Raw genomic sequence first — 24,326 nt, forward strand, 5'->3', positions numbered from 1 at the left:
AGTGTCGTGAGTAAAAAAGTGATGATTTAGATCACCATTAAGAAGTGAGTAGAACATGAGTTATTTTGGTACCGATGGTATTCGCGGTAAGTTTGGCGTCCTCCCTATTACCCCTGAATTTGCCCTTAAATTAGGCTTTGCCGCAGGGAAAGTTTTAAAACGCCACAGTAAAAAATCAAAACCATTGGTGGTACTTGGTAAAGACACACGTTTATCGGGTTATATTTTAGAGTCAGCATTACAAGCGGGTTTAAACGCAGCAGGGGTGTATGTACATTTACTAGGCCCATTGCCAACCCCAGCGATTGCACATTTGACTCGTGCTTTACATGCAAGTTTGGGCATTGTGATTTCAGCATCACATAATCCTTATTTTGATAATGGGATCAAGTTCTTTTCCAGTGAAGGTAAGAAACTACCAGATGCTATTCAAGAAGAAATTAATCAAGAACTTGAAAAAGAATTAGTGATTGAAGACACAGCAAACTTAGGTAAAAGTGTGCGTGTAAAAGATGCCAATGGCCGCTATATTGAATTTTGTAAATCTACATTTCCATATCATTTAGACTTGAACGATTTAACGATTGTGGTGGATTGTGCTAATGGTGCAGCATATAACGTGGGTCCATCGGTCTTTCGTGAGCTCGGTGCCAAAGTCATTGCCATTCATAATGAGCCTAACGGTGTAAATATCAATGAGCAATGTGGATCGACCCATCCTGAGCATTTGCAGCAACTTGTCGTGAAGCATGAAGCTGATTTGGGCATCGCCTTTGATGGGGATGCAGACCGCGTTATTTTAGTGGATAAAGATGGCAAGCTGATTGATGGCGACCATATTTTATATATCTTGGCGACACAAAGTGCTAAAAAGCCTGCTGGAATAGTGGGCACCTTGATGTCAAACATGGCTTTAGAGTTGGCATTGGATAAAGCGGGTGTAGCGCTATTACGTGCTAAAGTGGGGGATCGTTATGTCCTACAAGGTCTAGAAGAAAAAGGCTGGGTCATTGGCGGTGAGCCATCAGGACACATCTTAACCTTGGATAAAAGTACCACGGGTGATGCCATTATTGCGGCTCTACAAGTCCTTACCGTGATGGTCGAGCAGAAGAAAGCGCTGCATGAATTGGTTGCTGACTTTAAGCTTCTACCAAATGTGCTGGTGAATGTACGTTTAGAGGCGATGTTTGACCCTTATGCGGTGCCTGCTTTGGTGGCTGAATTTGATAAAGCCGAGCAACAACTCAAAGGTCGTGGTCGTTTGTTGATTCGTAAATCAGGTACTGAACCTGTGATTCGTGTCATGGTGGAAGGAGATGATCTCGATGAAGTCAGCACTTTAGCCCATACATTGGCTGATGCTGTACGTGTGAATGCAGCTTAATAAGGAGTGAAAAATGAGTGATTTAATTAAAGATCTCAGTGAGCTTCGTTTAAGTTATCAAAAAGGCGAGCTGCATGAAGATCGAGTAGAAACCCATCCACATGCTCAGTTCTTGCTTTGGTTTAATCATGCCTTAGAAGCACAACTGCACGAACCCTATGCCATGTCATTGGCGACAGCAAGTGCGCAGGGTCGCCCACATGTGCGAACGGTATTGCTACGTGGTGCAACCGAAGAAGGGTATGCTTTTTTTACCAATTATGACAGCCAAAAAGGCAATGATTTGGCAGAAAACCCATATGCAGAGTTACTGTTTTATTGGCAAGAGCAGGAACGTCAGATTCGCATTGGTGGTAAAGTAGTCAAAATTTCTGAAGCTGAATCGACGGACTACTATCATAAGCGTCCACGAGATAGTCAAATTGCAGCACATATCAGTACACCACAAAGTGGTGTGATTGAAAGCCGTGAGGTATTGCAACAACGTTTTGAGCAATTGCAAAGCCAAGTTGAAGGTAAATCAGAACTGAATAAACCTGTCTTTTGGGGTGGCTACCGTCTCGAGCCTGACTATTATGAGTTTTGGCAAGGGCGTCCAAACCGTTTACATGACCGTTTAAGTTATGAAAAACAGCAAGATGTTTGGATGCTGAAGCGTTTGATGCCGTAAATGTCATCTATTCAAATTAAGCAAAGACCCTTCATGACCTGTCCTGAATTATTTCAGGACATTCCTGCGTTTATTGCAGAAATTTTAGCCCGCCGTGGGGTGGCGTCAACGCAGGAGCTGGAGTTAAAGCTCAAGCATTTACTGGCCCCTAGTCTGAAAGGCTTAAATGAAGCGATTCAGTTGATAGATGCTGCAATTGATCAGCAACACAAAATTGTCATTGTGGGTGATTATGATGCAGATGGTGCAACCAGCACTGCTTTAATGATCTTGGCTTTGCGAGAAATGGGGGCGCAGGTAGAGTATCTGGTTCCAGACCGCTTTAAATATGGTTATGGCTTAACGCCTGCGATTGCGGATTTAGCATTTACCAGCTTTACACCTGATTTATTGATTACTGTGGATAATGGTATTTCCAGTCATGACGGCGTGAAACAAGCGCAAGATCATGGTATGCAGGTGATTATTACCGATCACCATTTGACCACCAAACCGACTCCCAGTGCCCAAGCGGTAGTGAATCCGAACCAGTTGGGGTGTGATTTTCCAAGTAAAGCCTTAGCTGGGGTGGGTGTGGCCTTTTATGTCTTGGCCAATTTATCGACCTATCGTAAAAAACTGCATAAGTCCTCGGCACTCATGAGTCAGTATTTGGATTTGGTGGCCTTAGGCACTTATGCCGATGTTGCCAGTCTTGACTATAACAATCGCATCTTGGTCGATGTTGGCCTGAAGCGCATTCAACAGCATTTATGCCGCCCTGGTATCAGTGCTCTACTGGAGATTGCAGGTCGAGAGGCTGCAACTTTAAAAGCGCAAGATTTGGGGTTTGTACTGGGACCACGTATTAATGCGGCAGGTCGCATGGAAACCATGGATATCGGGATTGAATGTCTATTGGCACAGGACTTTGCCTCTGCCTATCCATTGGCAGAACAACTGAATCAGTTGAATGTGGAACGTCGTCAGGTTGAAACCACGATGAAACAAGAGGCTTTAATAGCCTTGGATCAAATTCAACTAGATGATACGGTCTTACCCGCGGCTTTAATTATGTTCGAGCCGCATTGGCATCAAGGGGTGATTGGCATTGTTGCGGGGCGCTTAAAAGAACAGTTTCATCGTCCGAGTATTGTGTTTGCTGCAGATGAAGATGGGATACACATCAAAGGTTCTGCCCGTTCGATTGAAGGAATCCATATCCGCGATGCCATTGAGTGTGTTGCTGAGCAATATCCACATTTGGTCAGCCACTTTGGTGGGCATGCTGCGGCAGCGGGTTTAACCATTCAAAAAGTCCATTTTGAAGAGTTCAAGCAGGCCTTTGAAGCACTGATGACAGCTCAGGATGAACGTTTATTTACGGCGACTTTATGGACCGATGGCGAGTTAGCTGCACAGAATATTCAGGTTGAAACGGTCGATCTGCTGCAGCAGATTAGTCCATGGGGGCAAAAGTTTCCAGCGCCTATTTTTGAAGGAAATTTTCAAATTTTAGATTTTCGCTGGCTGAAAGAAGTGCATTTAAAATTACGTGTTGCTTTAGACAATGGACAGGTGGTAGATGCGATTGCTTTTAATGCGTTGGGCAAATACCAGTTCAATGAAATGAACCATCAAATTCGTTTGGTCTATGAGCTGGATAAAAATGAATTTCGTGGCAATGTCAGCGTACAACTTCGCATTTTGCATTTAGAACAACACTAAAAAACCGCTCTATAGAGCGGTTTTTTTAATACATTTTTGTTTCAATTAGAAGCGGAATGTACCATTGATACCGTATGAATCAGCATCTTCCGTTGTTGTGTAGTTCAAGCCAACAGCAATAGCAGGCGTAAAGAATTTTTGCGCGCGAACAGCCCAAACAGTGTCAAAGTCATCGAATGTTGTATCCATAAACGAAACACCAACACTTAAGGTTGGATCGATATATAAATCGGCACCTAAGCGGTAAGCAGTTTCATCGCCAAAGTATGTTGCACCTTCAAAATTGGTAAAATAGTTACCAATTTGAGTCACATATTTAGCGCGTAAGGTCACAGCTGTATCGTCTGCTACTGCGGAGATATTTGAGAATGTATCAATGAAGCCATTTTTTGAAACATACATTGGATCAAGATTTTCTTTGGCTACACCAGCCGCAATGAGTAGCCCATCGACAGGCAGGTAACCTGCTTCTAATGCATAACCCACATTATCATCTGATGCTTTACCAAATTCACTTTCAACCGTTACTTCAGAGCGGTTGAGGCTACCAGAAACATAAAATTGAGAGTTTGGGATAAAAAATTCACCATTTAAACCGACTGTGTCAATTTCTAAATCGGCGCCGTCTTCATCAATACTTGAGTTCGCATAACCAAGACCAATGTTGCTTGCTTTGCTTAAAAAAGCAGCCTCTGCAAGTGGCGAATTTTTAGTGTTCACTCCATTTAAGTAGTACTTGCCACTGATGCCAAAAGTATCAAGATCTTCACTGTCACCATCAAAGCTTGTATTTTCGTAGTTTGCATTGATTTCCGCTTGGTAAGCATGTGCAGTCCCGAAGCTCGCAATAAGTGCGGTAGTAAGTGCAAGTTGTTTAAGCATTTTAGAGGTTCTCTCTTTGTTATAAAAATATGACTGTTCTATGACAGTTGTAACGAAGTGTACAAAAAAGTAGCAGGGAGTCAATCTTTATTTATAACAATGCTTTATGAGAGGGCAAAAAGCCCATTCGAAAATGGGCTTTTTGTATGTAAGGTTTTTAATTGGTTTTAGAAACGATATTTAGCAGCTAAACCGAATTTGTTGTAGTCGTTGTTGCCATCTTCACCAAAACCAACACGGCCTTCAAGGCTGACTTGCGGGGTAAAGAATTTACGTGCATTGATACCAAATTCGTTAGTATCACCATAGTCACGGTCTTTGCTGTAGTAATCTACACCTAGGCTTAAGGTTTTATCGATGAAGTAATCTGCTGCAAGATTATATTCGTCTAAATCACCAAAACCTGCGCCTGCTTCTAAGTTAATATCTTTACCATTGCTTAGAGAAGTGACATATTTAGCGCGAAGAGTAGGATCTACGCCATCGTCATAATCGTTGTCATAGCCTTTTAGACCCGCAGCAATTAATAAACCTGGTGCTGGTAAATAACCCACTTCAGCGCCATAAACGGTCTCATCAAAATCGCCACCGCGGTCAAATTTCCTATCATCGCGACCAACATTACCACTCACATAGAAATCTGAGTTAGGGACAAAGACTTCAGCACCGACGCCATAACGATGACGTTCATTATCACCTACTTCGTCGTATTGGTATTTTGCGTTAACGTTACTTGCACGGTCTAAGAATGCTGCTTCTGCAAGTGGCGCATTACGTGTTTGAACTGGGTTGAAATAGTATGTGCCATCTACGCCAAAAGAGCCGCTTGAACTACCGTTGTCTGGATCAATTAGGCCAGCTGAAGCACCCACTTCTGCTTGGTATGCATGTGCAGTACCTGTGATCGCTAGAGCTGAAAGTAATGCTGAAGCAATTGCTAATTTTTTCATGGTATGTACCCCTCGTAAGTGGAACTGTATTTCATTAATTTTTTGTTACAACTTCAGTCTAGGGCAAAATAAAAAAGCGTCAACCAAAGGAAAGTTAATGCTCTGTATCTAAGGTTACATCGTGTAATTTTTTAAATTTAAATGATTGATAATAAATTATAAATTTATAATGTTTTGTTTTATTAAAATTGTGTAGATTATGTGGATTTCATAATTTTTGACGCTATTTTAACCAATTTTAACTCAAAATGTTTAGTCCGTTCGTCTGTTGAGAAAGCTTCTCAGACGTATTTTTTTTTTGGATGGTTCGCATTTGTATGCAGCTTGATTTTGGATCAAGTGAATACTTTTTGGGAGGCTAAAAAATTTTAAGCTCTAGAAAGAAGGGTGTGATTTTGTCGAATTTGAGATGAATAATCCCAGCCGTCGACTGTGATATAATCAGCGGCTATTTTTCGCTTTATATTGATTGAGAGTAATTCACGTGGAAATTAATCCGTATCTAAACCAATTAAAAGACTTAAACGACCGTGGTCTCACATTACGGGGGTATCTTTGACTACGATCTGAAAAAAGAGCGTTTAGAAGAGGTTCTCCGTGAATTAGAAGATCCAGCGATTTGGAATGATCAAAGCCGTGCACAAGCCATGGCCAAAGAAAAAGGCGAACTTGAAAACGTCTTAAATGTGTTAGATGGTTTGGCAACGCAGCTTGAAGATGCGCAAGCGATGCTTGATTTGGCAGTAGAAGCAGATGATGAAAGTCTGTTGGCTGATGTCCAAGCTGAATTGACTTCTGCAGAAGAAGAGTTAGCGAAGCTTGAATTCCGCCGTATGTTCAGTAACCCAATGGACCCAAATCCATGTTATGTGGAAATTCAAGCCGGTTCAGGTGGGACAGAAGCACAAGACTGGGCTTCAATGCTACTGCGTATGTATATGCGCTGGATTGAACGTCATGGTTTTAAAGCTGAATTGATGGAAGAGTCAGACGGCGATGTGGCTGGGATTAAGTCAGCAACGATTCGTGTGGAAGGTGAGTATGCCTATGGCTGGTTGCGTACCGAATCGGGTGTGCATCGCTTAGTGCGTAAATCGCCATTTGACTCGGGTAACCGCCGTCATACCTCATTCTCTGCTGTGTTTGTCTCGCCAGAAGTCGATGACAACATTGAAATTGATATCAACCCATCTGACGTGCGTACCGATACTTACCGTGCTTCGGGTGCAGGTGGTCAGCACATTAACAAAACAGACTCTGCGGTACGTTTAACCCACGCGCCAACAGGGATTGTGGTGGCGTGTCAGAACCAACGTTCACAGCATGCCAACCGTGACCATGCTTGGAAACAATTACGTGCGAAGTTGTATGAGTTGGAAATGAGCAAACGTAACGAAGCGGCTCAAGCACTTGAAGACTCGAAGTCGGATATTGGTTGGGGCAGTCAGATTCGTTCTTATGTATTGGATGACTCGCGTATTAAAGACTTACGTACGGGTGTTGAAAACTCCAACACAGGTGCAGTACTAGATGGTGACCTTGATAAGTTTATTGAAGCAAGCTTAAAACAAGGTTTGTAATTTAAATGATGAATGAAAGCAAAGGGTTATCAGTTATTTCACAATATATCTAAAAAAATCGATATTAAAATCGAAAAAATGCGATATATTAAGTAAAACAAGCTGACAACGCTTTGTTGCCCATTAAACGTGTCTTGAGTATGGATATAGATTTAATTTTTAAAGCCTTGGCTAATCCAACGCGTCGCCAAATTTTGGAATGGTTAAAAAAACCGGAACAATTTTTATCGAGTGACGAATGTGGTGACTTTAGACGCGGCGTATGTGCAGGTCATATCGAACGGTTGGGAAATGTATCGCAATCGACGATGTCGAACCATTTGTCCGTTTTACAGCAGGCCGGTTTAATTCAAGTGGAAAAATATGGACAATGGTCTTATTTTTCTCGCAATGAAGCGTTGATTCAGCAATTTATCGAACACCTACAACAACACCTTTAACAGGTGGGAGTAACGATGGCTGAATTAAATTCTCCTTTAACGCTCGGTGCGTTAGAGCTCAAAAACCGTGTCATCATGGCGCCGCTGACCCGTAACCGCGCAACTGCTGATCGCGTTCCAACCCCAATGATGGTTGAGTACTATGCGCAACGTGCAAGTGCTGGCCTGATCATTTCTGAAGCTACAGTGATTTCTGAAGAAGCCAATGGCTATTTGAATACTCCAGGATTGTTTACCGATGCTCAGGTCGAAGGCTGGAAAAAGGTCACTCAAGCGGTTCATGAGAAGGGCGGTCTGATTATTGCCCAGCTTTGGCATGTTGGTCGTGTATCGCATCCGGATCTGTTAAATGGTGAAACACCAGTCTCTGCAAGTGCAGTACAACAGGCGGGTCATGTCAGCTTACTACGTCCAAAACGTCCTTATGTATTGCCACGTCCTTTGGAGGTTTCTGAAATTCACGCGATTAGCGAGCAATATAAGCAAGCCGCGATTCGTGCTAAAGAAGCCGGTTTTGATGGTGTGGAATTACATGCTGCCAATGGTTATCTGATTGACCAGTTCTTGCAAAGCAAAACCAATCAGCGTGAAGATGAATACGGCGGTTCAGTGGAAAATCGTACACGGTTCCTGCTAGAAGCCACTGATGCACTGATTGAAGTATGGGGCGCAGATCGTGTAGGGGTGCATTTTGCGCCGCGTTGTGATGACCATGACATGGGCGATGATAATCCACGTGAAACATTTGGCTATGCCATGGAGCAGCTGGGCAAACGCAAGATTGCCTTCTTCTTTACCCGTGAATATCTGGCTGAAGACAGTATTTCTGAATATATGAAAGAGCGTTCTGGTGGAGTGCCTTATATTGCCAATATGCAACTGAGTCGTGAAGATGCAATTCAGCTGTTGGCATCAGGCAAGGCTGATGCGGTGTCTTTTGGTAAGGCGTATATTGCCAATCCAGACTTGTATGAGCGTTTACTGCAAGATGCACCACTGAATGAACTGAAACTGGAAAATATGATTGGAACGGGTGTCGCTGAAGGCTATGTGGACTATCCGACTTTAGCTGAAATGGAAACTGCTGCGGTTTAAATTGCTTTTCCGTTCAATTCGCGACAAGATAACAGCGCAATTCATGGGATAATATGAGTTGCGCTGTTTTATTTTTGCATTAATTTTTGGAGCACGTATTTGGCTACTCCTTTTTGGTATAACGCAGCACTTGCGCTGATCAAACCGCTGTATAAGTCTAAAATAAAAAAACGTGCAGAGAGTACAGAACAATTTCAACAAGAATGTCTCGAACGTTTCGGGCCCTTTCAACCGGTTAAAAATCGCCAAGCGATTTGGTTCCATGTGGTGTCGGTGGGTGAAACCAATGCAGCGCAGCCTCTCATCGAGCATTATTTAAAAGCGGGTCATCCAGTCTTGGTGACCAATACCACCAAAACGGGTCAGGCGCGGGCCAAATCACTATTTTTAAAAGCACCGTATCTAGATCTGTTCCAAGCTGTATATTTACCTGCGGATCAAAAACCTTTAGTTCGTCAGTTTTTCGCATTGTATCAGCCCAAACTTTTGGCTTTGGTTGAAACTGAACTCTGGCCGAATTTAATTGCCCAAGCGGGGCAGAGTCAGGTGCCATGTATCTTGATTAATGCCCGTCTTTCTGAAAAATCAGCCAAAGGCTATGCCAAAGTATCTAGCCTTACGCAGCCGATGTTACACGGGCTAGATCAGCTCTTGGCACAAGATCGGGCAACTGCAGAGCGCTTTATTCAGCTTGGTGCAACGCCATCGGTGACACAGGTGGTGGGGAGTATTAAGTTTGATATTCATGCACCAGAATTGGCTGTCAAACAAGCAGCTCAGCTCAAGCAAGAATGGTCACTCACTGGGCGTAAGATCATCACTATTGCCAGTACCCATGCACCTGAAGAACAAAAATTGTTAAATGCGCTTAAGCCATATTTGGATGCGCAGTCTGAACTGTTGTGTATTGTTGTGCCGCGTCATCCAGAACGTTTTGATGAGGTCTTTGCTGTTGCACAAAGTTTAAATTTAAACACCACTCGCAGAAGTACGGGACAAAGAATAGAGGCGGAAACCCAAGTCTATTTAGCTGATTCGATGGGGGAGATGTGGTTATGGTATGCCTTATCGAATGCTTGTTTTGTCGGGGGATCACTAAATGAACCGGGTGGCGGACATAATATTTTAGAGCCAATTGCGTTACATGTGCCGACGGTTTTGGGCAAAAACTATTTTAATTTCCAAACCATTGTCGATGAATTTGTACAAGCCAACGCGGTGAAAGTTGTTGAGGATGCTGAACAAGCTGCTGCGGTGTTGATGATACTGTTAGAGGATACTGAGCAGGCCAACACACTGAATGAATCTGCACAAAAGATTATGCAGTTAAATACGGGCTCTTTGAAAAAGCATATTCAAGTGATTGATGCTTATTTATAAAACTTGAGTGAGTTTGTCATTACTACAAATACTGTAGATTTTATGAATGGCTTTGCGTAGGTGGTTCTTACTTTTCAAAGATGACAAATAACAAAATCTTTTGCTGTGCTGAAGGTACATCCTGTAGCTCAGCACAGCAGGCGACATCCTTGTTGCCTTTCACGATGACATGTGCTGATGAGGCCTCCACTGTTTGGATTTTTTCTATTTATTATGAATATCGTTCTCTTAGATCCGCGCCAAACTGAATCTGAACTCTGGTCCATTAGTGCCAAGCGCCAGCTTGAACATTTGCATCGTCATTTAGAGCTGAAAGCCGGTGATACTTTAAAAGTCGGGATACAAAACGGAAAGCGTCATCTTACGCAAGTGGTTGAGGTTTCCGAAACAGCTGTACGCATAAAACCCTTATATGAAGAACCTGTACCAGCCAAACTACCAGTGACTTTAATTGTCGCGATGCCACGCCCTAAAGTTCTGCGTCGTTTGATTATGGATGCGGTGACTTTAGGGGTTGAAAAAATCATTTTGCTGCACAGCTATCGGGTCGATAAAAGTTATTGGCAAACCCCGTTCTTACAACAGTTGGACCAATATGTGACTTTGGGGCTAGAGCAGGCAGGCGATACGGTTGCACCGAAACTTGAAATTTATAAACGCTTTAAGCCTTTTGTTGAAGATCAATTGCCAAGCCTGATTTCAGCCGACTGTCCTGCCTATGTGGCACATCCCTATAGCGATGCCAAAATGCCTTTTGCGATTCAGCATCCCTGTACGGTTGTGATTGGGCCGGAAGGAGGATTTATCCCTTACGAAGTTGAATTACTTGTAAAAAATGGCTGCCAAGCGGTGAGCTTAGGCAACCGTATTATTCGGACTGAAACCGTGATCCCTTATGTTTTAGGACGCTTATTTAGCGGTTGAAGTTTCTGTCGGGTAGCTGTCATTTTTTGCGACGCGAACTTCTTGGACTGGGTAAGGAATAGAAATTCCTTGCTCAGCAAAGGCCTGAACCACATATTCTTGTACCGAACTGATCGAGCCAGATACCGTGGTTTCTGTGGTGTTGACCCACCATTGAACTTTGAGGTTCACCGAAAAATCTGCAAGTGCAGCGACGTTCACGCTAAAACCTGGTTGACTTAAAATGGTCGTATCTCGGTCTAAAATGCCTAAAATAATATCTTTGGCTTTTTTGATGTCATCTTCATAACCAATACCGACCAAGAACTCGCAGCGACGACGTGGATAGGCGGTGTTAACAGTGACCGCACTGGTATACACAGTCGCATTCGGAATCACGATACGGCGACCATCTGGCGCACGTAAGTAAGTGGCACGAATTTGAATATCTTCAACGTTGCCTTCCATACCCGAGACAATAATGTCATCGCCAATCTTAAACGGTTCACCCAGCAAAATCAGGATTCCTGAAAGTAGGTTTTGGAAGATGTCTTTAAATGCAAAACCAATCGCAACCGAGCCAATCCCCAAAGCACTCATCAGTTGACCAGGTGTGAAACCCGGAATCGCAATCACCATGGCAATCAGGAAGCCAATAAAGACAATGGCTGAACTGCCGACACGGTTCAGGACAAGGACAAGGTTTTGCTTGGTATAAGAACGATCAGACAGTGCTTTACGAACAAAAAGCTTAAACAGTTTGGAGAGCAAATAAAAAATGACGAAGGTAATCAGCGCAATACAAAAATAAGGCATACGCTCCCAAAAACTATCGACAAATTTGTCGATGGTGGAATAGGCGTCATTATATTTTGCCGTATGTGCAATTACACTTTGCGTGGTTTTCGCTGTCGCGTCATGTAGCATCTCTGACGTACCTTGAGCAACCTCGCTCAAGGTATGGGTTTGTTCTGACACTGGTGCTCCAATCGCTGAAAATTTGGCATATTTTGCCTGAAAATTGTGTGTATTTAATAGAGAAAAGCGTATGAAATTATCGCATTCTGGTTGATTGATAGACGGATAAAAATCTATCTCTCTGTTTTTTAAATGCTTGAGTTTTGGAATGAAGGCACTGAGTCATGCTCCTTATGCATGAAATAACACCGACTGAAGTGTAACAATATGCTTTAAAAAGCCTAGCTGGAGCGACTTTACGGAGTTCGGCGTTGTTCATGTTACGGATTAAACACAGGATCTCATTGAAAGATCACTATAAAATGTGTTTTAAATTGTAGAAATAATATACGACCAAAGCCGTGTTGATCTGTTTAAAAAACAATCGTCATACTGTGGTTATGCAGTCCAATAATAAACCAATAACTGTGGCATGAACTCTCGCGATGAGAGTCAGAATATAAGGAAGTATGATATGAAAGAAGTCTATCCTGTACCTGCTGAATTTGAAAAAACTGCGCGCACCAATGAACAAGAATATTTTGAACGCTATCAAAAATCGATAGAACAACCTGACGAGTATTGGGCTGAACAAGCGTTGAAGCTAGATTGGATCAAGCCTTTTAGCCAAGTTAAAAACACCAGTTATGATAAAGACAATTTTAAAATTGAATGGTTTGCAGATGGTCAACTGAACTTAAGCGCCAACTGTCTTGATCGACATTTAAAAGAGCATCCGTATAAACCTGCCATTATTTGGGAAGGTGACCATCCGTCGCGCCATAAAATCATTTCCTTTGCTGAACTGTATGACGAAGTGTGTCGTTTTGCCAATGTTTTGAAAAAGCATGGCGTGGTGAAGGGTGATCGTGTGGTGCTGTATATGCCAATGATTTCAGAAGCGGCCATTTCGATGTTGGCCTGTGCCCGAATCGGTGCCGTGCATTGTGTGGTGTTTGGTGGTTTCTCGCCTGATTCATTGGCAAGCCGAATTGATGACAGTCAAGCTAAAATTGTGATTACCGCAGACTCTGGAATGCGCGGGGGTAAACCGATTCCGCTGAAAGAAAATGTAGACGCAGCATTGAATCTACCTGGGACAGACTCGGTACAAAATGTGATTGTGGTGCACCGTACAGGCAATCCAATCACGCTGAAAGAAGGGCGTGATTTGTGGTATCACATGGAAATCATGACCGTCAACGAGATTTGTCCACCTGAAGCGATGAATGCAGAAGATCCCCTATTTATTTTATATACCTCAGGTTCAACCGGTAAGCCCAAAGGGGTGCTGCATACCACAGGGGGCTATTTAACTTATGTGAATAGTACCTTCCGTGAAGTGTTTGACTTAAAACAAGATGATGTGTTTTGGTGTACCGCCGATGTAGGCTGGATTACCGGACATTCTTATGTGCTGTATGGCCCCTTGTCGAATGGGACCACAACAGTGATGTTTGAGGGGATTCCACAGTATCCAAGTTGGGCACGTACAGGACATATTGTCGACAAACACAATGTGACGATTTTATACACTGCCCCGACAGCGATCCGCGCCATGATGCGTGAAGGGGATGCCTTTGTCCGTGAGAGTGATCGTAGCAGTTTGCGTTTAATTGGTTCCGTCGGAGAGCCGATCAACCCTGAAGCATGGAATTGGTACTACACGGTGGTGGGAGAAAGCCGTTGCCCAGTGGTGGATACTTGGTGGCAAACCGAAACAGGCGGGATTTTGATTTCTCCACTTCCGGGTGCGACACCACTTAAACCCGGATCTGCAACGCGTCCTTTATTTGGGATTCAACCCGCTTTGGTCGATGCTGAAGGCAATGAGTTGGAAGGAGAGGCTGAAGGCAATCTGGTGATTAAGGATTCATGGCCGGGACAAATGCGAACCATTTGGGGGGATCCTGAGCGGTTTATCGAAGCGTATTTTGCAACTTATCCGGGAACGTATTTCACGGGCGATGGTGCACGCCGTGATAAAGATGGTTATTACTGGATCACAGGTCGGGTGGATGATGTACTGAATGTGTCAGGGCACCGCTTAGGCACGGCTGAAGTGGAAAGTGCTTTGGTGGCACATGAGGCGGTTGCTGAGGCTGCCGTAGTAGGAATGCCACATGAAATCAAAGGACAGGGAATTTGTTCTTTTGTCACTTTACAAGCAGGCACAGCGCAAACGGAAGAACTCCGTGCAGAGCTGATTCAGTGGGTAAGAAAGGTGTTAGGTCCTGTGGCAACACCAGATGCCTTACATTGGGCACCATCTTTACCTAAAACACGTTCAGGCAAAATTATGCGCCGTATTTTAAGAAAAATTGCGGCGAACGAGTTAGATAGTTTGGGCGATACATCGACGCTGGCTGAACCGCAAGTGGTCGAAGTGTTGATTAAAGAAGTATATCCAAACGGATAAAATCAACCTAAAAAATACCGTCTTAAGCAGACGGTATTTTTATTTTGACATATTGATGGAATACGTCGGGTTGCTGTATACAAATTTGTAAGTACGAGACGTTTAGAAATTAAATAGTTCTAACGCTGATGGATGCTTTCTAAGGTATCCACCATCGTCCGTGTCATCTGATCAATTTCATAATTGACCGCATCACCGACTTGTACCGATGCCCATGTCGTTAAACGCAAGGTTTCAGGAATCAAATCAACTGAAATTTCATGGCTGTTACGATCAACACGGTTGACGGTGAGGCTACAACCATTCAGACCAATAAAACCTTTTAAGAAAAAGTATTTGATATTACCCTCGGGTATGTGGAGATCCACATGTAGAGTCTCGCCGTGACGGCTCAGCTGCTGTACCGTGGCTGTTCCTTCGATATGTCCATATAAGTTGTGTCCCCCATTTTCCATCCCAACTTTGGCTGAACGTTCGATATTCACCTCATCACCTGCCTGTAAAGTGCCTAAAGTGGTCAGACGTCGAGTCAAATCTGAGACATCAAAATGGACTTGATTGGCGGTCAGATCGATGTGCGTTGCAGTTAAGCAGGTGCCATTGATAGCTACACTTGCACCGATGAAGACATCGTGAAAAAAGTTGTGTGTATTTGAAACCACAAGGGTGCTAAAACCGTCGCCTTGACGGACATCTAGAATTTTCTCTAAGCCTTGTACAATACCTGTGTACATCAGAAGTCTTCCTAATTCGGGGGTTATGTTTAATGTAAATGATCTATCACTCGATGTGGCATTATTTTGAGTTGAGATGCGCTAAAGCTGTATCTTTAATGGGATTTCGACGCCAATAATAGGGCCGCAAAAATCGGAGCAACAGCCGTAAGGGCGTCATCCATACGATTCGAGTATGGCGACGTTTATTCTCTAAAATACGTTGGGCCAAATAGCGGCAGACCACTTCGGGAGGATCGATAATAAACAAAAAAAGCCGTTTCATTTTGTTCCAGTGCTGAATATTGCCATTTTGCCAAGAGGATACCAGTAGGTCGGTTGCCACCATTCCAGGGCTGAGTGTGCCGACTTGAATGTGGGTCTGTTTGGTTTCTTTAAACAGGGCTAGACTAAAGTAACCTACGGCACGTTTGGTGGTGGCATAGGCGGTCATGCCTGCACTCCATTCGCCTCGAGTACCCCAACCTTCCATATTGAAAATTTGACCATAGCCTTGTGCTAGCATGCCATTTAAGGCCACTTGTGAGCCGAACATACTGCCTAGAATATTGGTTTGAACTACAGTTTGTATGTCTGCTGCTGTGAGATCTTTAAAGTCTAGTGTCGCTGTACAACTGCCTGCATTATTAATCCAAATCTGAACAGCACCAAATTGTTGAATGGCTTCATCCCAAAGCGTTTGTACTTCATGGATTTGCGTGACATCACAAGTGACAGCATGAATCAGCGCAGCGGGAAAGCGATGCCGTAGCTGTTGCAGGGCGCTGTGCAAATCTGTGCTGTTTCGCCCAGAAATCACGACAGCTTGTTGTTGTTCCAAGAAGGCTTGAGCTAAACCCAAGCCGATACCTTTAGAACTGCCTGTAATGACGATGCAACCTGATTTTGAATTCATATTGAGCCTTTACTTTGTGAATTAAAGGACGTCGCTTTTTGGCTGTGAAGCATGCAATAACAAACGGATAGACTGATCATTGCAAGGTTCATGACCACAGGATTAAAAGCACGAATGAGACTGTCTGGGATCAGAAAAGCGACCAGTGCGAATAAAAACACTAAGCTAAAGATACTGAGGTAATGCAGATATTTACTAGAGCTCAACAGAAATAATAAAGCAAAAATACACTCAAGTATGCCTGAGCCCCGACCTGCTAGTTGAGCTTGTGCGTAGGACAGCCCAAAAGTTTGCCAAATGGCAATCTCATCGGGATTGATAAAAAGGATTTTAGGAACTAAACCTTGATAGCCCCATAAAAAGGCCAAAGAGAGATTAATGAATTTAGAGGGTTGGCTGTTGTTCATATAAAGGGGTTATTTTTTACTTTGTTCGGATTATACACCAATAAAAAAACCCTCAAGCCGAGCCTCGAGGGAAGAATAGAGTCACCTATGATTATTATTTTTTAGTTCGTGTCTGCTGCTTACCGAGCTAAGCAGATTTGGCAGTCTCAACGGATTGCTGCTGAGCTTCCAACTCACGAACCAATGGCAACACTTTGGCACCGAAGTATTCAACCTCTTCGATAAAATGTAAAAAACCTGAAAGGATTAAATCCACACCAACGGCTTTTAATTCTACAATACGTTCGGCAATTTGGCGTGGTGTACCAATCAAATTGGTTTTAAAGCCATCATTGTATTGAACTAAATCTTCAAAGCTCGATTTGGCCCAGTTGCCTTCACCTTCCAGTGTTGCAGCACCCGCTTCACGGGTGGCATCGCCAAAGGCATGAACCGCTTGAATATTGGCTTTATCAATAATTTCTTGCAGAACCGTTTTCGCTTCTTCCTCTGTATCTCGGGCAATGATGAAAGCATTGACCCCAATTTTGACCTGATGGCCATTCTGTTGGGCTTTTGCACGAATATCATCAATCTGTTTTTTGAGCTCCTCAGGGGTATTGCCATTGGTAAAATACCAGTCTGAAACTCGTGCAGCCATATCCCGTGCAGCGCGTGAACTGCCGCCTTGGAAAATTTCAATATGCGGCTTTTGCACAGGTTTGGGTGACAAGGTGTAGTCTTTGAACTGGTAGTACTTTCCATTGAAACTATAGTTGTCTTGGGTCCAAACGCCTTTTAATGCACGAATAAACTCTTCCGAGCGGGCATAGCGTTGGTCATGTTCAGGCCATGTTTCACCAATCGCATCAAATTCGCCGCGGAACCAACCACTGACCACATTAATCGCAATACGTCCTTGGGTTAAGTGGTCGATGGTTGCAAGCTGTTTTGCGGCAAGCACGGGTTTCCACGGGCCAGGTAAAATAGCGGCAATAACTTTGAGTTTGCTGGTTTTGGCTAAGATACCGTGACTAAAACTGACCGACTCATGTTGGTTTTCTGCGTTATAACCCGCAGTAAAACGAATCTGAGTTAGAGCATAGTCAAAGCCATTTTTTTCCGCAGCCTGCGCTAAACGAACGTTATAGTCATAACTCCAGTCTGTGCGTTGCTCAATATTACTTACCACTAAGCCACCGCTGACATTGGGTACCCAATAAGCAAACGTTATATTTTTATTCTGTTGAGACATGTGAAAACCCTCTCAATGCTTTTCTGCGTTAAGCGACCTGTGGTTTGGCTTTTTTCTGATGCAAGCGGGACTCGGCTGCATCTAAATTCGGGACCGCGGCTGAAGGCAGCACATCGTCTTGTTCGATTTGAGTGTTGATACCCAAGTTCTGATTGGCAAGTTGGGTCTTTTCTTTAACCACTTCTGCACGTTGACCTTTGGCAGGTGCCCATTCTAGGATGGGTAAAGCGCGGGCCACAGCAAGGGTGATGCGATCTCGTAATAATTCACTTTGGATGGTATACGCTGGGGTAAAGTCTTTGTCTGTGGCATAGACCCCAATCGGTAAAGTTTGTGCTTGGAAGAAACTGAATAGTGGGCGAAGTTGGTGCTCCAGTACCAGGGCATGACGTTCACTGCCGCCTGAGGCTGCAAGTAGTACCGGTACATCGACCAGCGCCGTTTGTTCAACAAAGTCGAAAAAGTGTTTAAACAAACCAGTAAATGAAGCACGGTAAACTGGTGTTCCAACAATCAAAGCATCGGCAGCTTCGACCGCGGCTAGGTCATCTTGCACACGTTGTGGCAGTTGGTTGCGGTAAATCGCGCCACCGAGTAAATGGCCAATTTCGCTGAATTTAATGAAATGTACATTGATTGGGGTTGCATTGCCCAGTTCATTTAATATTTCTTGTACTAATGCCTCAGTTTTAGACGGGGTATTTAAACCACCTGACACAGCGACAATATTGAGTGGTTTTTGCAGTAAAGTAGACATAAGGACAGCCCTAAAGTGTTGTATCTCGGAATGGGCTTATTTATCTAATATCTGCATTTGGTCTGTAAAATAAAGAAATAGCGTTAAGTTATCTGATTTTAAGATATATCTGTTGAACTTGAAAAAGGCTGCTAAAATTTTTATTAAATGTTTGTATTTTTTATATATATTTAAAATACATAACCTTTTTCGATGTGCTGATAAATTTTATATCAAAATGTGATTAGTTATTTATATTTCAAGATCGACTTGGAATTGAGGCTATTTTCCTGCCTAAAGCGTGATAAAGTGAAAAAAAGTTAGACTTTGCATATCCTTATCGGCACTTGTATGGTTAGAATAGTCAAGACTAGTGCACTCGAAATCTCTCGTTGCTTATGAATATATTAATCGTTGATGACCATCCGCTGTTTCGCCATGCGTTAATCCAAGCTGTTCGTTATAGCTTACCGCAAGCTCAAATTCATGAAACAGCCGCAGTAAACGAGTTTTATGAACGCCTTGAAAAAGGTCCTGAACCTGATTTGGTGCTATTGGACTTAAACTTACCAGGTGCTTCAGGTTTTTCTGCATTGGTACACGTTCGTGCCCAGTATCCATCATTACCGATTATTGTCGTTTCAGCACATGAAGAGACGTCAATCATTCAGCGTTCAATTGCGCATGGTGCGATGGGGTATATTCCAAAGTCGGCACATCCAAGTCATATTGGCGAAGCAATTCGCGAAGTCTTAGATGGTGAAATTTGGTTGCCGCCAAATTTACCCGCTAACATGAACTTTGACCCACGTGCTGCCGATGAAACTGCACTGGCTGAGCGCATCCAATCCTTAACACCGCAGCAGTTCCGTGTTTTGATGATGGTGGCAGAAGGTTTGCTGAATAAGCAGATTGCTTATGAACTTGATGTTTCAGAAGCGACGATTAAAGCGCACGTGACTGCGATTTTCCGTAAGCTCGGGGTACAAAACCGAACTCAAGCGGTCCTCGCGATCAATGCTTTAAATATTGAAGAAAAACGAATGTAAGCTGATCTATTGAATTAAAAAAAGCGCTGAATCATCAGCGCTTTTTTTCGGTTTTGAGTTTAAGCCAAGCAGTTTTGTTTGCTGGTGACATCGGTACAAAATAAAGGATTTAAAGCACATTGCAAGTCATCAATTTGCTCTTCAGAGACATAGCCCTGTTGTTTCAAATAAGCAGCAACGCGGTCATCGCGCAGACTTAAAAAGGCCGCATCATACACGCCAAGATCGACAAATAAAGCCGCCGTTTCCAAGCTGTTGAAACGGTCTAAGTAGATTTCGTTGTCATACATGAGGAAAATATGGTCTTGTGTTCCTTGGGCATCAATACTTAAGCGATCCGCCAAGACTTGCGGTGGTGTTTTAATAAAGAGCAGATCCGACAAATGGTCAAACTGGGTGGTGTTGAGTTGATCCTGATCGGTTTTGACTTTACCGAGCCATGCTTTAAACACCAAAACTGCACCGCCGCGAAGGAGCATGCTCCAAATTTGATGGCGCACATCTTCACTGAGTCCGCTGGATTCGGCTTCCAATGCCAGCAAGAACGGGTCTTCTTGTTGTTGAAGTTTTTCAAAGAGACCTAAACCTTGCGGTTGGTAAGCCGCGGGGCGAAACACATCAAAGTCGAGTTGTTCAAACACTTGTAATGCGAGGGGAATAGCGGTGTGATACAACGTATCTAAGGCCTGAACATGAGTCTCGTTGAGTCTACTTTGTTTAAAGAGTTCGACCCAGTCAATACTGGGTAAAAAGGCATTGGCACTATACTGGCGCAAAAATTGTTGTGACTGATCTGAGCCATGTGGCATTGCTTTAGAAATGTTCATCATAAAACTCCAAGAGAAGGATGATCAGTTTCTTCAGCGAAGGAAGGGGTATATAGGTAGAAAAACTGATCTTTTCTTAGTCCTAGTTATCTGCCAATCCCCTGTGGAGATGAATACGACTAAAGTCGTAGTTTGTGTTTTTGTGTATATTTAGTTTAAATAAAACAAATACTTGAAAAATTGTAACTAAGTATACAAGTGTTCACTAATGTAAGTGGTGTATTTTGCCATAGTAAAAATGGATGTGTAATTTTTAGCCAATACTGTGGGGCTTCAAAGAGCTGGAAATGAGCACTTTGGTCGAAACCTTTAAAACTTTAGTCAGTTTGCGTATATACAGGGCCTAAAAAAGACAAAAACCCAAGTCAGATGACTTGAGTTTTGTGAGTAAATGTAGTGAATTTATTCAGGATTTGAAATTTTTAAACCTGATAACCATGCCCTTAGAGAGGCTGGTTTTAATGGTTTTTTCAACAGCACGATATTCATATCTTTGACCCGTTGTGGCAGTTCAGGATCTGAGTCTGCGGTGATCAAAGCGACAGGGACATTTTCTTGGCGATTGGCCAAAATAAAGTCCAAACCAATTTTGTCATGATTTAAGTGCTGATCGACCAACCAGACCTGAATGTTTTCTTGTTGAATCATCTCAAAAGCTTGCTCAGGTTCGGTTGCCTTAAACACTTGATAGCCCCATTTGGTCAGGAGAGTCGACATCCCTTCTAAAATGGTTTCGTCATTGTCCAAACACAAAATCTTATAGGCTTTGGTTTTGAGTGGAACTGCTTGTACAGACGCTGCTACGACTTTTGGTGGGTCAATGATTGGTACTTCAATCATAAAGCATGAACCTTTGCCATACTCTGAATAGACATGCACTGGGTAGTCGAGCAGGCTGGTCATCCGTTGTACGATGGCTAAGCCCAAGCCAAGCCCTTGCTCACCCCACGGTGAGGTATGGCCACAGCGCTCAAACTCTTGGAATAGTTTAATCCGTTGTTCTTCTGCAATGCCGGGTCCAGTATCCCACACTCCAATTCGAATATGGCGTGGTTTGTCCGTAGAGCGGAGTACACCCACCACCACTTTGCCTTTGGCAGTGTAGCGTAGGGCATTACTGACAAAGTTCTGAATAATACGGCGAATCCATTGTGGGTCGGTATCTATCCAGAACTGAGCATCATGTACGCTAAAACGAATACCGCGCTGTGCGGCAATGGATTTAAACTGCAATTCAAGGTCGCTGAGTAAATCATGCAGCGGATAAGCCTGACGGTTGGGTTGAATGGTGCCACCTTCAAGACGGGCAATATCCAGTAGGGCAGACAACATACTTTCTGCACCGTGTAAGGCACGATCAAGTTGTTGTAAGGTTTTACGGTCTTCTTCACTTTGTACGCTTTGTTCTAAAGCCGTACTGAACAGACGCGCGGCATGCATTGGTTGCAATAAGTCATGACTGGCCGCGGCAATAAAGCGGCTTTTCGACATATTGGCTTTATCTGCTTGCTCACGTGCCAGTTGTTGTTCAGTTAATGCATCTGCTAGCTGTTGAGTTCGATCTTGAACCCGTGCCTCCAGCATGGCTTCATTTTCACGGAAGGCGGTAATGTCGGCAAAGGTGGTGACAAAGCCACCGCCTTCAATTGGGTTGCCACGCATTTGAATGACACGGCCATCTTTACGAATCCGTTCAAACTCGTGTGCGCTACCGACTTGCATCCAGTGCATCCGTTTACGCACATGTTCTTCGACCGAACCCGGGCCACATTCGCCGCGCTCTGCGTTATACCGAATCAAATCGGAAATCGGACAACCGACATAGACAATATCTTTCGGATAATCAAACAGTTTTAAATATTGATTATTCCACGCCACCAAACACATATTTTCATCGACCACACTCACCCCTTGGGTCATGTGGTCAATCATGGTCATGATCAGGTTTTGATTAAAACGTTGCCACTGTGAGGCTTGGTCTAGAATGTTTGCCACTTGCCCCAAAGCGAGGCCATTGTTGACCATTGCGGTGGTGAGCAGAGTACGTGCCGATGCAGCGCCAATAGTGCCTGCTAAATATTGTTCGGTAAAACGCCACCACATGCCGTTGGCATTGCTGTTTTCATTCAGCACCACATTGTTCTGCGCACAGAACTGTTGGAAAGCGCGCATGGTTGCGCCATCACCTGTAATCCGTTTGGCTAAGGTAATTAAATCACCAACTTTTAAACGTGCAACATCGTGATGAATGTAATTGATGTCTGTAGACGTGCTCTGCGTTGGTAGTGGTTTGGTTTCATAATAGAAAAAGCTTTCTGCTTGAATTTGTTCGGCCACGCTGGGGCGGAAAATTCGGGAAATCCAAATGTATAAAATAATATTCAGACCCAGTGCCCATACCACCCCATGGGTAAGTGCGGCAAAGGATTCAAAACCGAGCAGGGCTTCTGGGCGTAACCAGTTAATGCCCATTGGCCCGAAATTGAGAAAGCTCTCGGTAAAGTGTGAATATTCAGCAGGCAAACTACGCAGTACAGTGGGTAACAGCAGGGTGTAGGCCCACATACCAAAACCGGCCAATAAACCTGCATAGACGCCTTGTTTACTGCCGCCACGCCAGTACAGACCACCTATGAGGGCCGGTGAGAACTGAGCCACCGCACTAAAGGCCAATAAGCCAAAGACTGAAAGTTGGTCAATATCATTGAAAAAATGGAAAAACAAAAAGCCCAATAACATGACGGCTAAAATACAGACCCGACGGGTAAATTTAAGCACCAAGGGTAAGCGTTTATCGTGGCGGGACAGTAAATTGGTACGCCATAAGGCAGGCATGATCAAGTCATTACTGAGCATGATCGATAGCGCCACTGAAGACACCAACAGCATACCCGTAGAGGCAGAGAAGCCACCTAAAAAGGCCAATAGGGTTAACCAGTCTTGGCCATAGCTTAAGGGTAAAGACAAAACCGCTACATCGGGGATCGCTAAGTAACCTGGCGTTGCATGTAGCGCCCAACTGGCAATCGGAATAATGGCAATGATGGTCAAAACTAAATAGACTGCGAACCAGCGCCGTGCCCCACGAATATGTTTTTCATCACGCAATTCGACCACAGCAACGTGGAACTGACGCGGTAAGCAAATGATCGCGAGTCCAGCCAACAAGGTTTGAATCCAAAACGTATCGGGCACACCAATGAGTTGTACTTGATGGAAAGTCTCTGCAACATCCTTAGAGATTTGATGAATGTTTTCAGGTGCAGCAAACACGAAAAAGAGCGCGACACACAGCAAAGCAAACAGTTTGACAAAAGACTCGAAGGCAACCGCCAACATCAGACCGCCATGTTGTTCTGTATTGGCAATCTGTCTGGTCCCGAAAATCATGGCTAAAATGGCCAAGATACCAGTGAGGAACAGTACACCATTGGTGGTTGAAGCGATGCTGCCTGCGGTGGGCTCTAAAATCACCGCAGCACTGAGTGCAATAGCGCGTAACTGCAGGGCTAAGTAAGGAATAATCGCAATGACGGCGAGGATAGTCACCATTGAGGCCAAAGGCCCACTTTTACCATAGCGTGCAGCGACAAAATCGGCAATCGATGAAATAGCATGGTGCTGACGGACGCGGCCTAAACGACGCCAAATGTCATAGCCCAGTGCGACGAAAAGTAGTGGGCCAAGGTAGATCGGCAGAAAGATAATGCCTTCACGAACCGCTGCACCTGTTGCGCCATAAAAGGTCCAAGATGAACAGTAGACCCCTAAAGTTAAACTAAACAATAGCATGCGCCCACGCGTGCTCAAGCGACTGGCGTGTTTCTCACCAAAAAAGGCGCAGATAAAGAGTAAGACGATATAGAGGGCCAATACCCCGATAATGAGCCAGCTGTTCATTTTACCTAAAGTTTTTCCTTCATCTCGGCCATCATAGCGCATCTGGGATAGAGGCTGCTGAGCTTGTTTAAAATTTACAGACCAAAGTCTAAATTACAACCAATACAGAAGCTTGCTACTTTAGCAAATGTAATAATTCGAATTAAAAAATTGTATCTACGGTTGGATACGCAC

20 protein-coding genes are annotated in these 24,326 nt (G+C 43.8%); 10 read left to right on the plus strand and 10 right to left on the minus strand.

Annotated features, from left to right (window positions below):
• The first annotated feature begins 55 nt into the window (after positions 1 to 55).
• From glmM to recJ, 3 genes are read left to right on the plus strand one after another with little or no spacing between them, the layout of a single operon-like run.
• Entirely contained in the window at positions 56 to 1,387 is a 1,332-nt protein-coding gene (glmM, locus tag AC4CU2_RS00780; RefSeq protein WP_395475006.1) for a phosphoglucosamine mutase, read from the plus strand.
• Positions 1,388 to 1,400: 13 nt separating this feature from the next.
• The gene (gene pdxH / locus AC4CU2_RS00785) at positions 1,401 to 2,057 is read left to right on the plus strand and encodes a pyridoxamine 5'-phosphate oxidase (RefSeq protein ID WP_490768151.1); all 657 of its coding nucleotides are present in this window, start codon (positions 1,401 to 1,403) and stop codon (positions 2,055 to 2,057) included.
• Positions 2,058 to 3,764 (plus strand): single-stranded-DNA-specific exonuclease RecJ, encoded by a 1,707-nt coding sequence (gene recJ / locus AC4CU2_RS00790; RefSeq protein ID WP_395475008.1) that lies wholly within the window; start codon positions 2,058 to 2,060, stop codon positions 3,762 to 3,764.
• A gap of 45 nt (positions 3,765 to 3,809) precedes the next feature.
• Here recJ and AC4CU2_RS00795 read toward each other — a convergent pair whose 3' ends face one another.
• Complete coding sequence (locus AC4CU2_RS00795; RefSeq protein ID WP_159151704.1) at positions 3,810 to 4,646, minus strand: putative porin; 837 nt, start codon at positions 4,644 to 4,646, stop codon at positions 3,810 to 3,812.
• 167 nt (positions 4,647 to 4,813) lie between these two features.
• A complete protein-coding gene (locus AC4CU2_RS00800; protein WP_130235401.1) occupies positions 4,814 to 5,596 on the minus strand; it encodes a putative porin in 783 nt (260 codons plus the stop codon).
• A 484-nt stretch (positions 5,597 to 6,080) separates the two neighbouring features.
• On the opposite strand from AC4CU2_RS00800, the gene prfB reads away from it, so the two are divergent.
• The 5 genes from prfB to AC4CU2_RS00825 all read left to right on the plus strand — a co-directional run bounded on the left by prfB (position 6,081) and on the right by AC4CU2_RS00825 (position 11,015).
• A protein-coding gene (gene prfB / locus AC4CU2_RS00805; protein WP_100222790.1) for a peptide chain release factor 2 occupies positions 6,081 to 7,176 on the plus strand; the annotation gives its coding sequence in 2 pieces (ribosomal slippage) (positions 6,081 to 6,152 and positions 6,154 to 7,176; 1,095 coding nt in all).
• Positions 7,177 to 7,316: 140 nt separating this feature from the next.
• Positions 7,317 to 7,616: an ArsR/SmtB family transcription factor gene (locus tag AC4CU2_RS00810; RefSeq protein WP_004978252.1), complete on the plus strand. Its 300-nt coding sequence runs from the start codon at positions 7,317 to 7,319 to the stop codon at positions 7,614 to 7,616.
• Between the two features lie 15 nt (positions 7,617 to 7,631).
• Positions 7,632 to 8,711 carry an alkene reductase gene (locus tag AC4CU2_RS00815; protein WP_419282981.1) on the plus strand — a complete coding sequence of 360 codons (1,080 nt, stop codon included), beginning with the start codon at positions 7,632 to 7,634 and terminating at the stop codon, positions 8,709 to 8,711.
• A gap of 99 nt (positions 8,712 to 8,810) precedes the next feature.
• Complete coding sequence (locus AC4CU2_RS00820) at positions 8,811 to 10,091, plus strand: 3-deoxy-D-manno-octulosonic acid transferase (protein ID WP_419282978.1); 1,281 nt, start codon at positions 8,811 to 8,813, stop codon at positions 10,089 to 10,091.
• Positions 10,092 to 10,304: 213 nt separating this feature from the next.
• Positions 10,305 to 11,015, plus strand: a complete 711-nt coding sequence (locus AC4CU2_RS00825; protein ID WP_419282976.1) for a 16S rRNA (uracil(1498)-N(3))-methyltransferase — start codon at positions 10,305 to 10,307, stop codon at positions 11,013 to 11,015.
• Here the strand turns inward: AC4CU2_RS00825 and AC4CU2_RS00830 are convergent.
• Positions 11,001 to 11,972, minus strand: coding sequence for a mechanosensitive ion channel family protein (locus AC4CU2_RS00830; RefSeq protein WP_004691703.1), 972 nt, complete (start codon positions 11,970 to 11,972; stop codon positions 11,001 to 11,003). The two genes, AC4CU2_RS00825 and AC4CU2_RS00830, sit on opposite strands and share 15 nt — an antisense overlap.
• Positions 11,973 to 12,426: 454 nt before the next feature.
• On the opposite strand from AC4CU2_RS00830, the gene acs reads away from it, so the two are divergent.
• Positions 12,427 to 14,370 carry an acetate--CoA ligase gene (acs, locus tag AC4CU2_RS00835; RefSeq protein WP_058951548.1) on the plus strand — a complete coding sequence of 648 codons (1,944 nt, stop codon included), beginning with the start codon at positions 12,427 to 12,429 and terminating at the stop codon, positions 14,368 to 14,370.
• Positions 14,371 to 14,489: 119 nt separating this feature from the next.
• Here the strand turns inward: acs and AC4CU2_RS00840 are convergent, their stop codons facing one another.
• The 5 genes from AC4CU2_RS00840 to msuE form a co-directional block, all read right to left on the minus strand.
• The gene (locus tag AC4CU2_RS00840) at positions 14,490 to 15,104 is read right to left on the minus strand and encodes a riboflavin synthase subunit alpha (RefSeq protein WP_291390577.1); all 615 of its coding nucleotides are present in this window, start codon (positions 15,102 to 15,104) and stop codon (positions 14,490 to 14,492) included.
• 61 nt (positions 15,105 to 15,165) lie between these two features.
• The gene (locus AC4CU2_RS00845; RefSeq protein ID WP_419282971.1) at positions 15,166 to 15,999 is read right to left on the minus strand and encodes an SDR family NAD(P)-dependent oxidoreductase; all 834 of its coding nucleotides are present in this window, start codon (positions 15,997 to 15,999) and stop codon (positions 15,166 to 15,168) included.
• The gene (locus AC4CU2_RS00850) at positions 15,996 to 16,406 is read right to left on the minus strand and encodes a DoxX-like family protein (RefSeq protein ID WP_419282969.1); all 411 of its coding nucleotides are present in this window, start codon (positions 16,404 to 16,406) and stop codon (positions 15,996 to 15,998) included. The genes AC4CU2_RS00845 and AC4CU2_RS00850 overlap by 4 nt, the downstream gene beginning before the upstream one ends.
• A gap of 127 nt (positions 16,407 to 16,533) precedes the next feature.
• A complete protein-coding gene (sfnG, locus tag AC4CU2_RS00855; RefSeq protein ID WP_419282966.1) occupies positions 16,534 to 17,640 on the minus strand; it encodes a dimethylsulfone monooxygenase SfnG in 1,107 nt (368 codons plus the stop codon).
• A 28-nt stretch (positions 17,641 to 17,668) separates the two neighbouring features.
• Complete coding sequence (gene msuE / locus AC4CU2_RS00860) at positions 17,669 to 18,397, minus strand: FMN reductase (protein ID WP_004978229.1); 729 nt, start codon at positions 18,395 to 18,397, stop codon at positions 17,669 to 17,671.
• A 377-nt stretch (positions 18,398 to 18,774) separates the two neighbouring features.
• Between msuE and AC4CU2_RS00865 the strand changes: the two genes are divergently transcribed.
• Positions 18,775 to 19,425: a response regulator gene (locus AC4CU2_RS00865; protein ID WP_004691689.1), complete on the plus strand. Its 651-nt coding sequence runs from the start codon at positions 18,775 to 18,777 to the stop codon at positions 19,423 to 19,425.
• Positions 19,426 to 19,484: 59 nt separating this feature from the next.
• Here the strand turns inward: AC4CU2_RS00865 and AC4CU2_RS00870 are convergent, their stop codons facing one another.
• Together AC4CU2_RS00870 and AC4CU2_RS00875 are read right to left on the minus strand one after the other, a co-directional pair.
• Entirely contained in the window at positions 19,485 to 20,252 is a 768-nt protein-coding gene (locus tag AC4CU2_RS00870) for a hypothetical protein (RefSeq protein ID WP_279687111.1), read from the minus strand.
• 402 nt (positions 20,253 to 20,654) lie between these two features.
• Positions 20,655 to 24,152, minus strand: a complete 3,498-nt coding sequence (locus tag AC4CU2_RS00875; protein WP_490769191.1) for a hybrid sensor histidine kinase/response regulator — start codon at positions 24,150 to 24,152, stop codon at positions 20,655 to 20,657.
• Between the last annotated feature and the right edge of the window lie 174 nt (positions 24,153 to 24,326).

Source organism: Acinetobacter sp. 797_lipA (genome assembly GCF_058243025.1).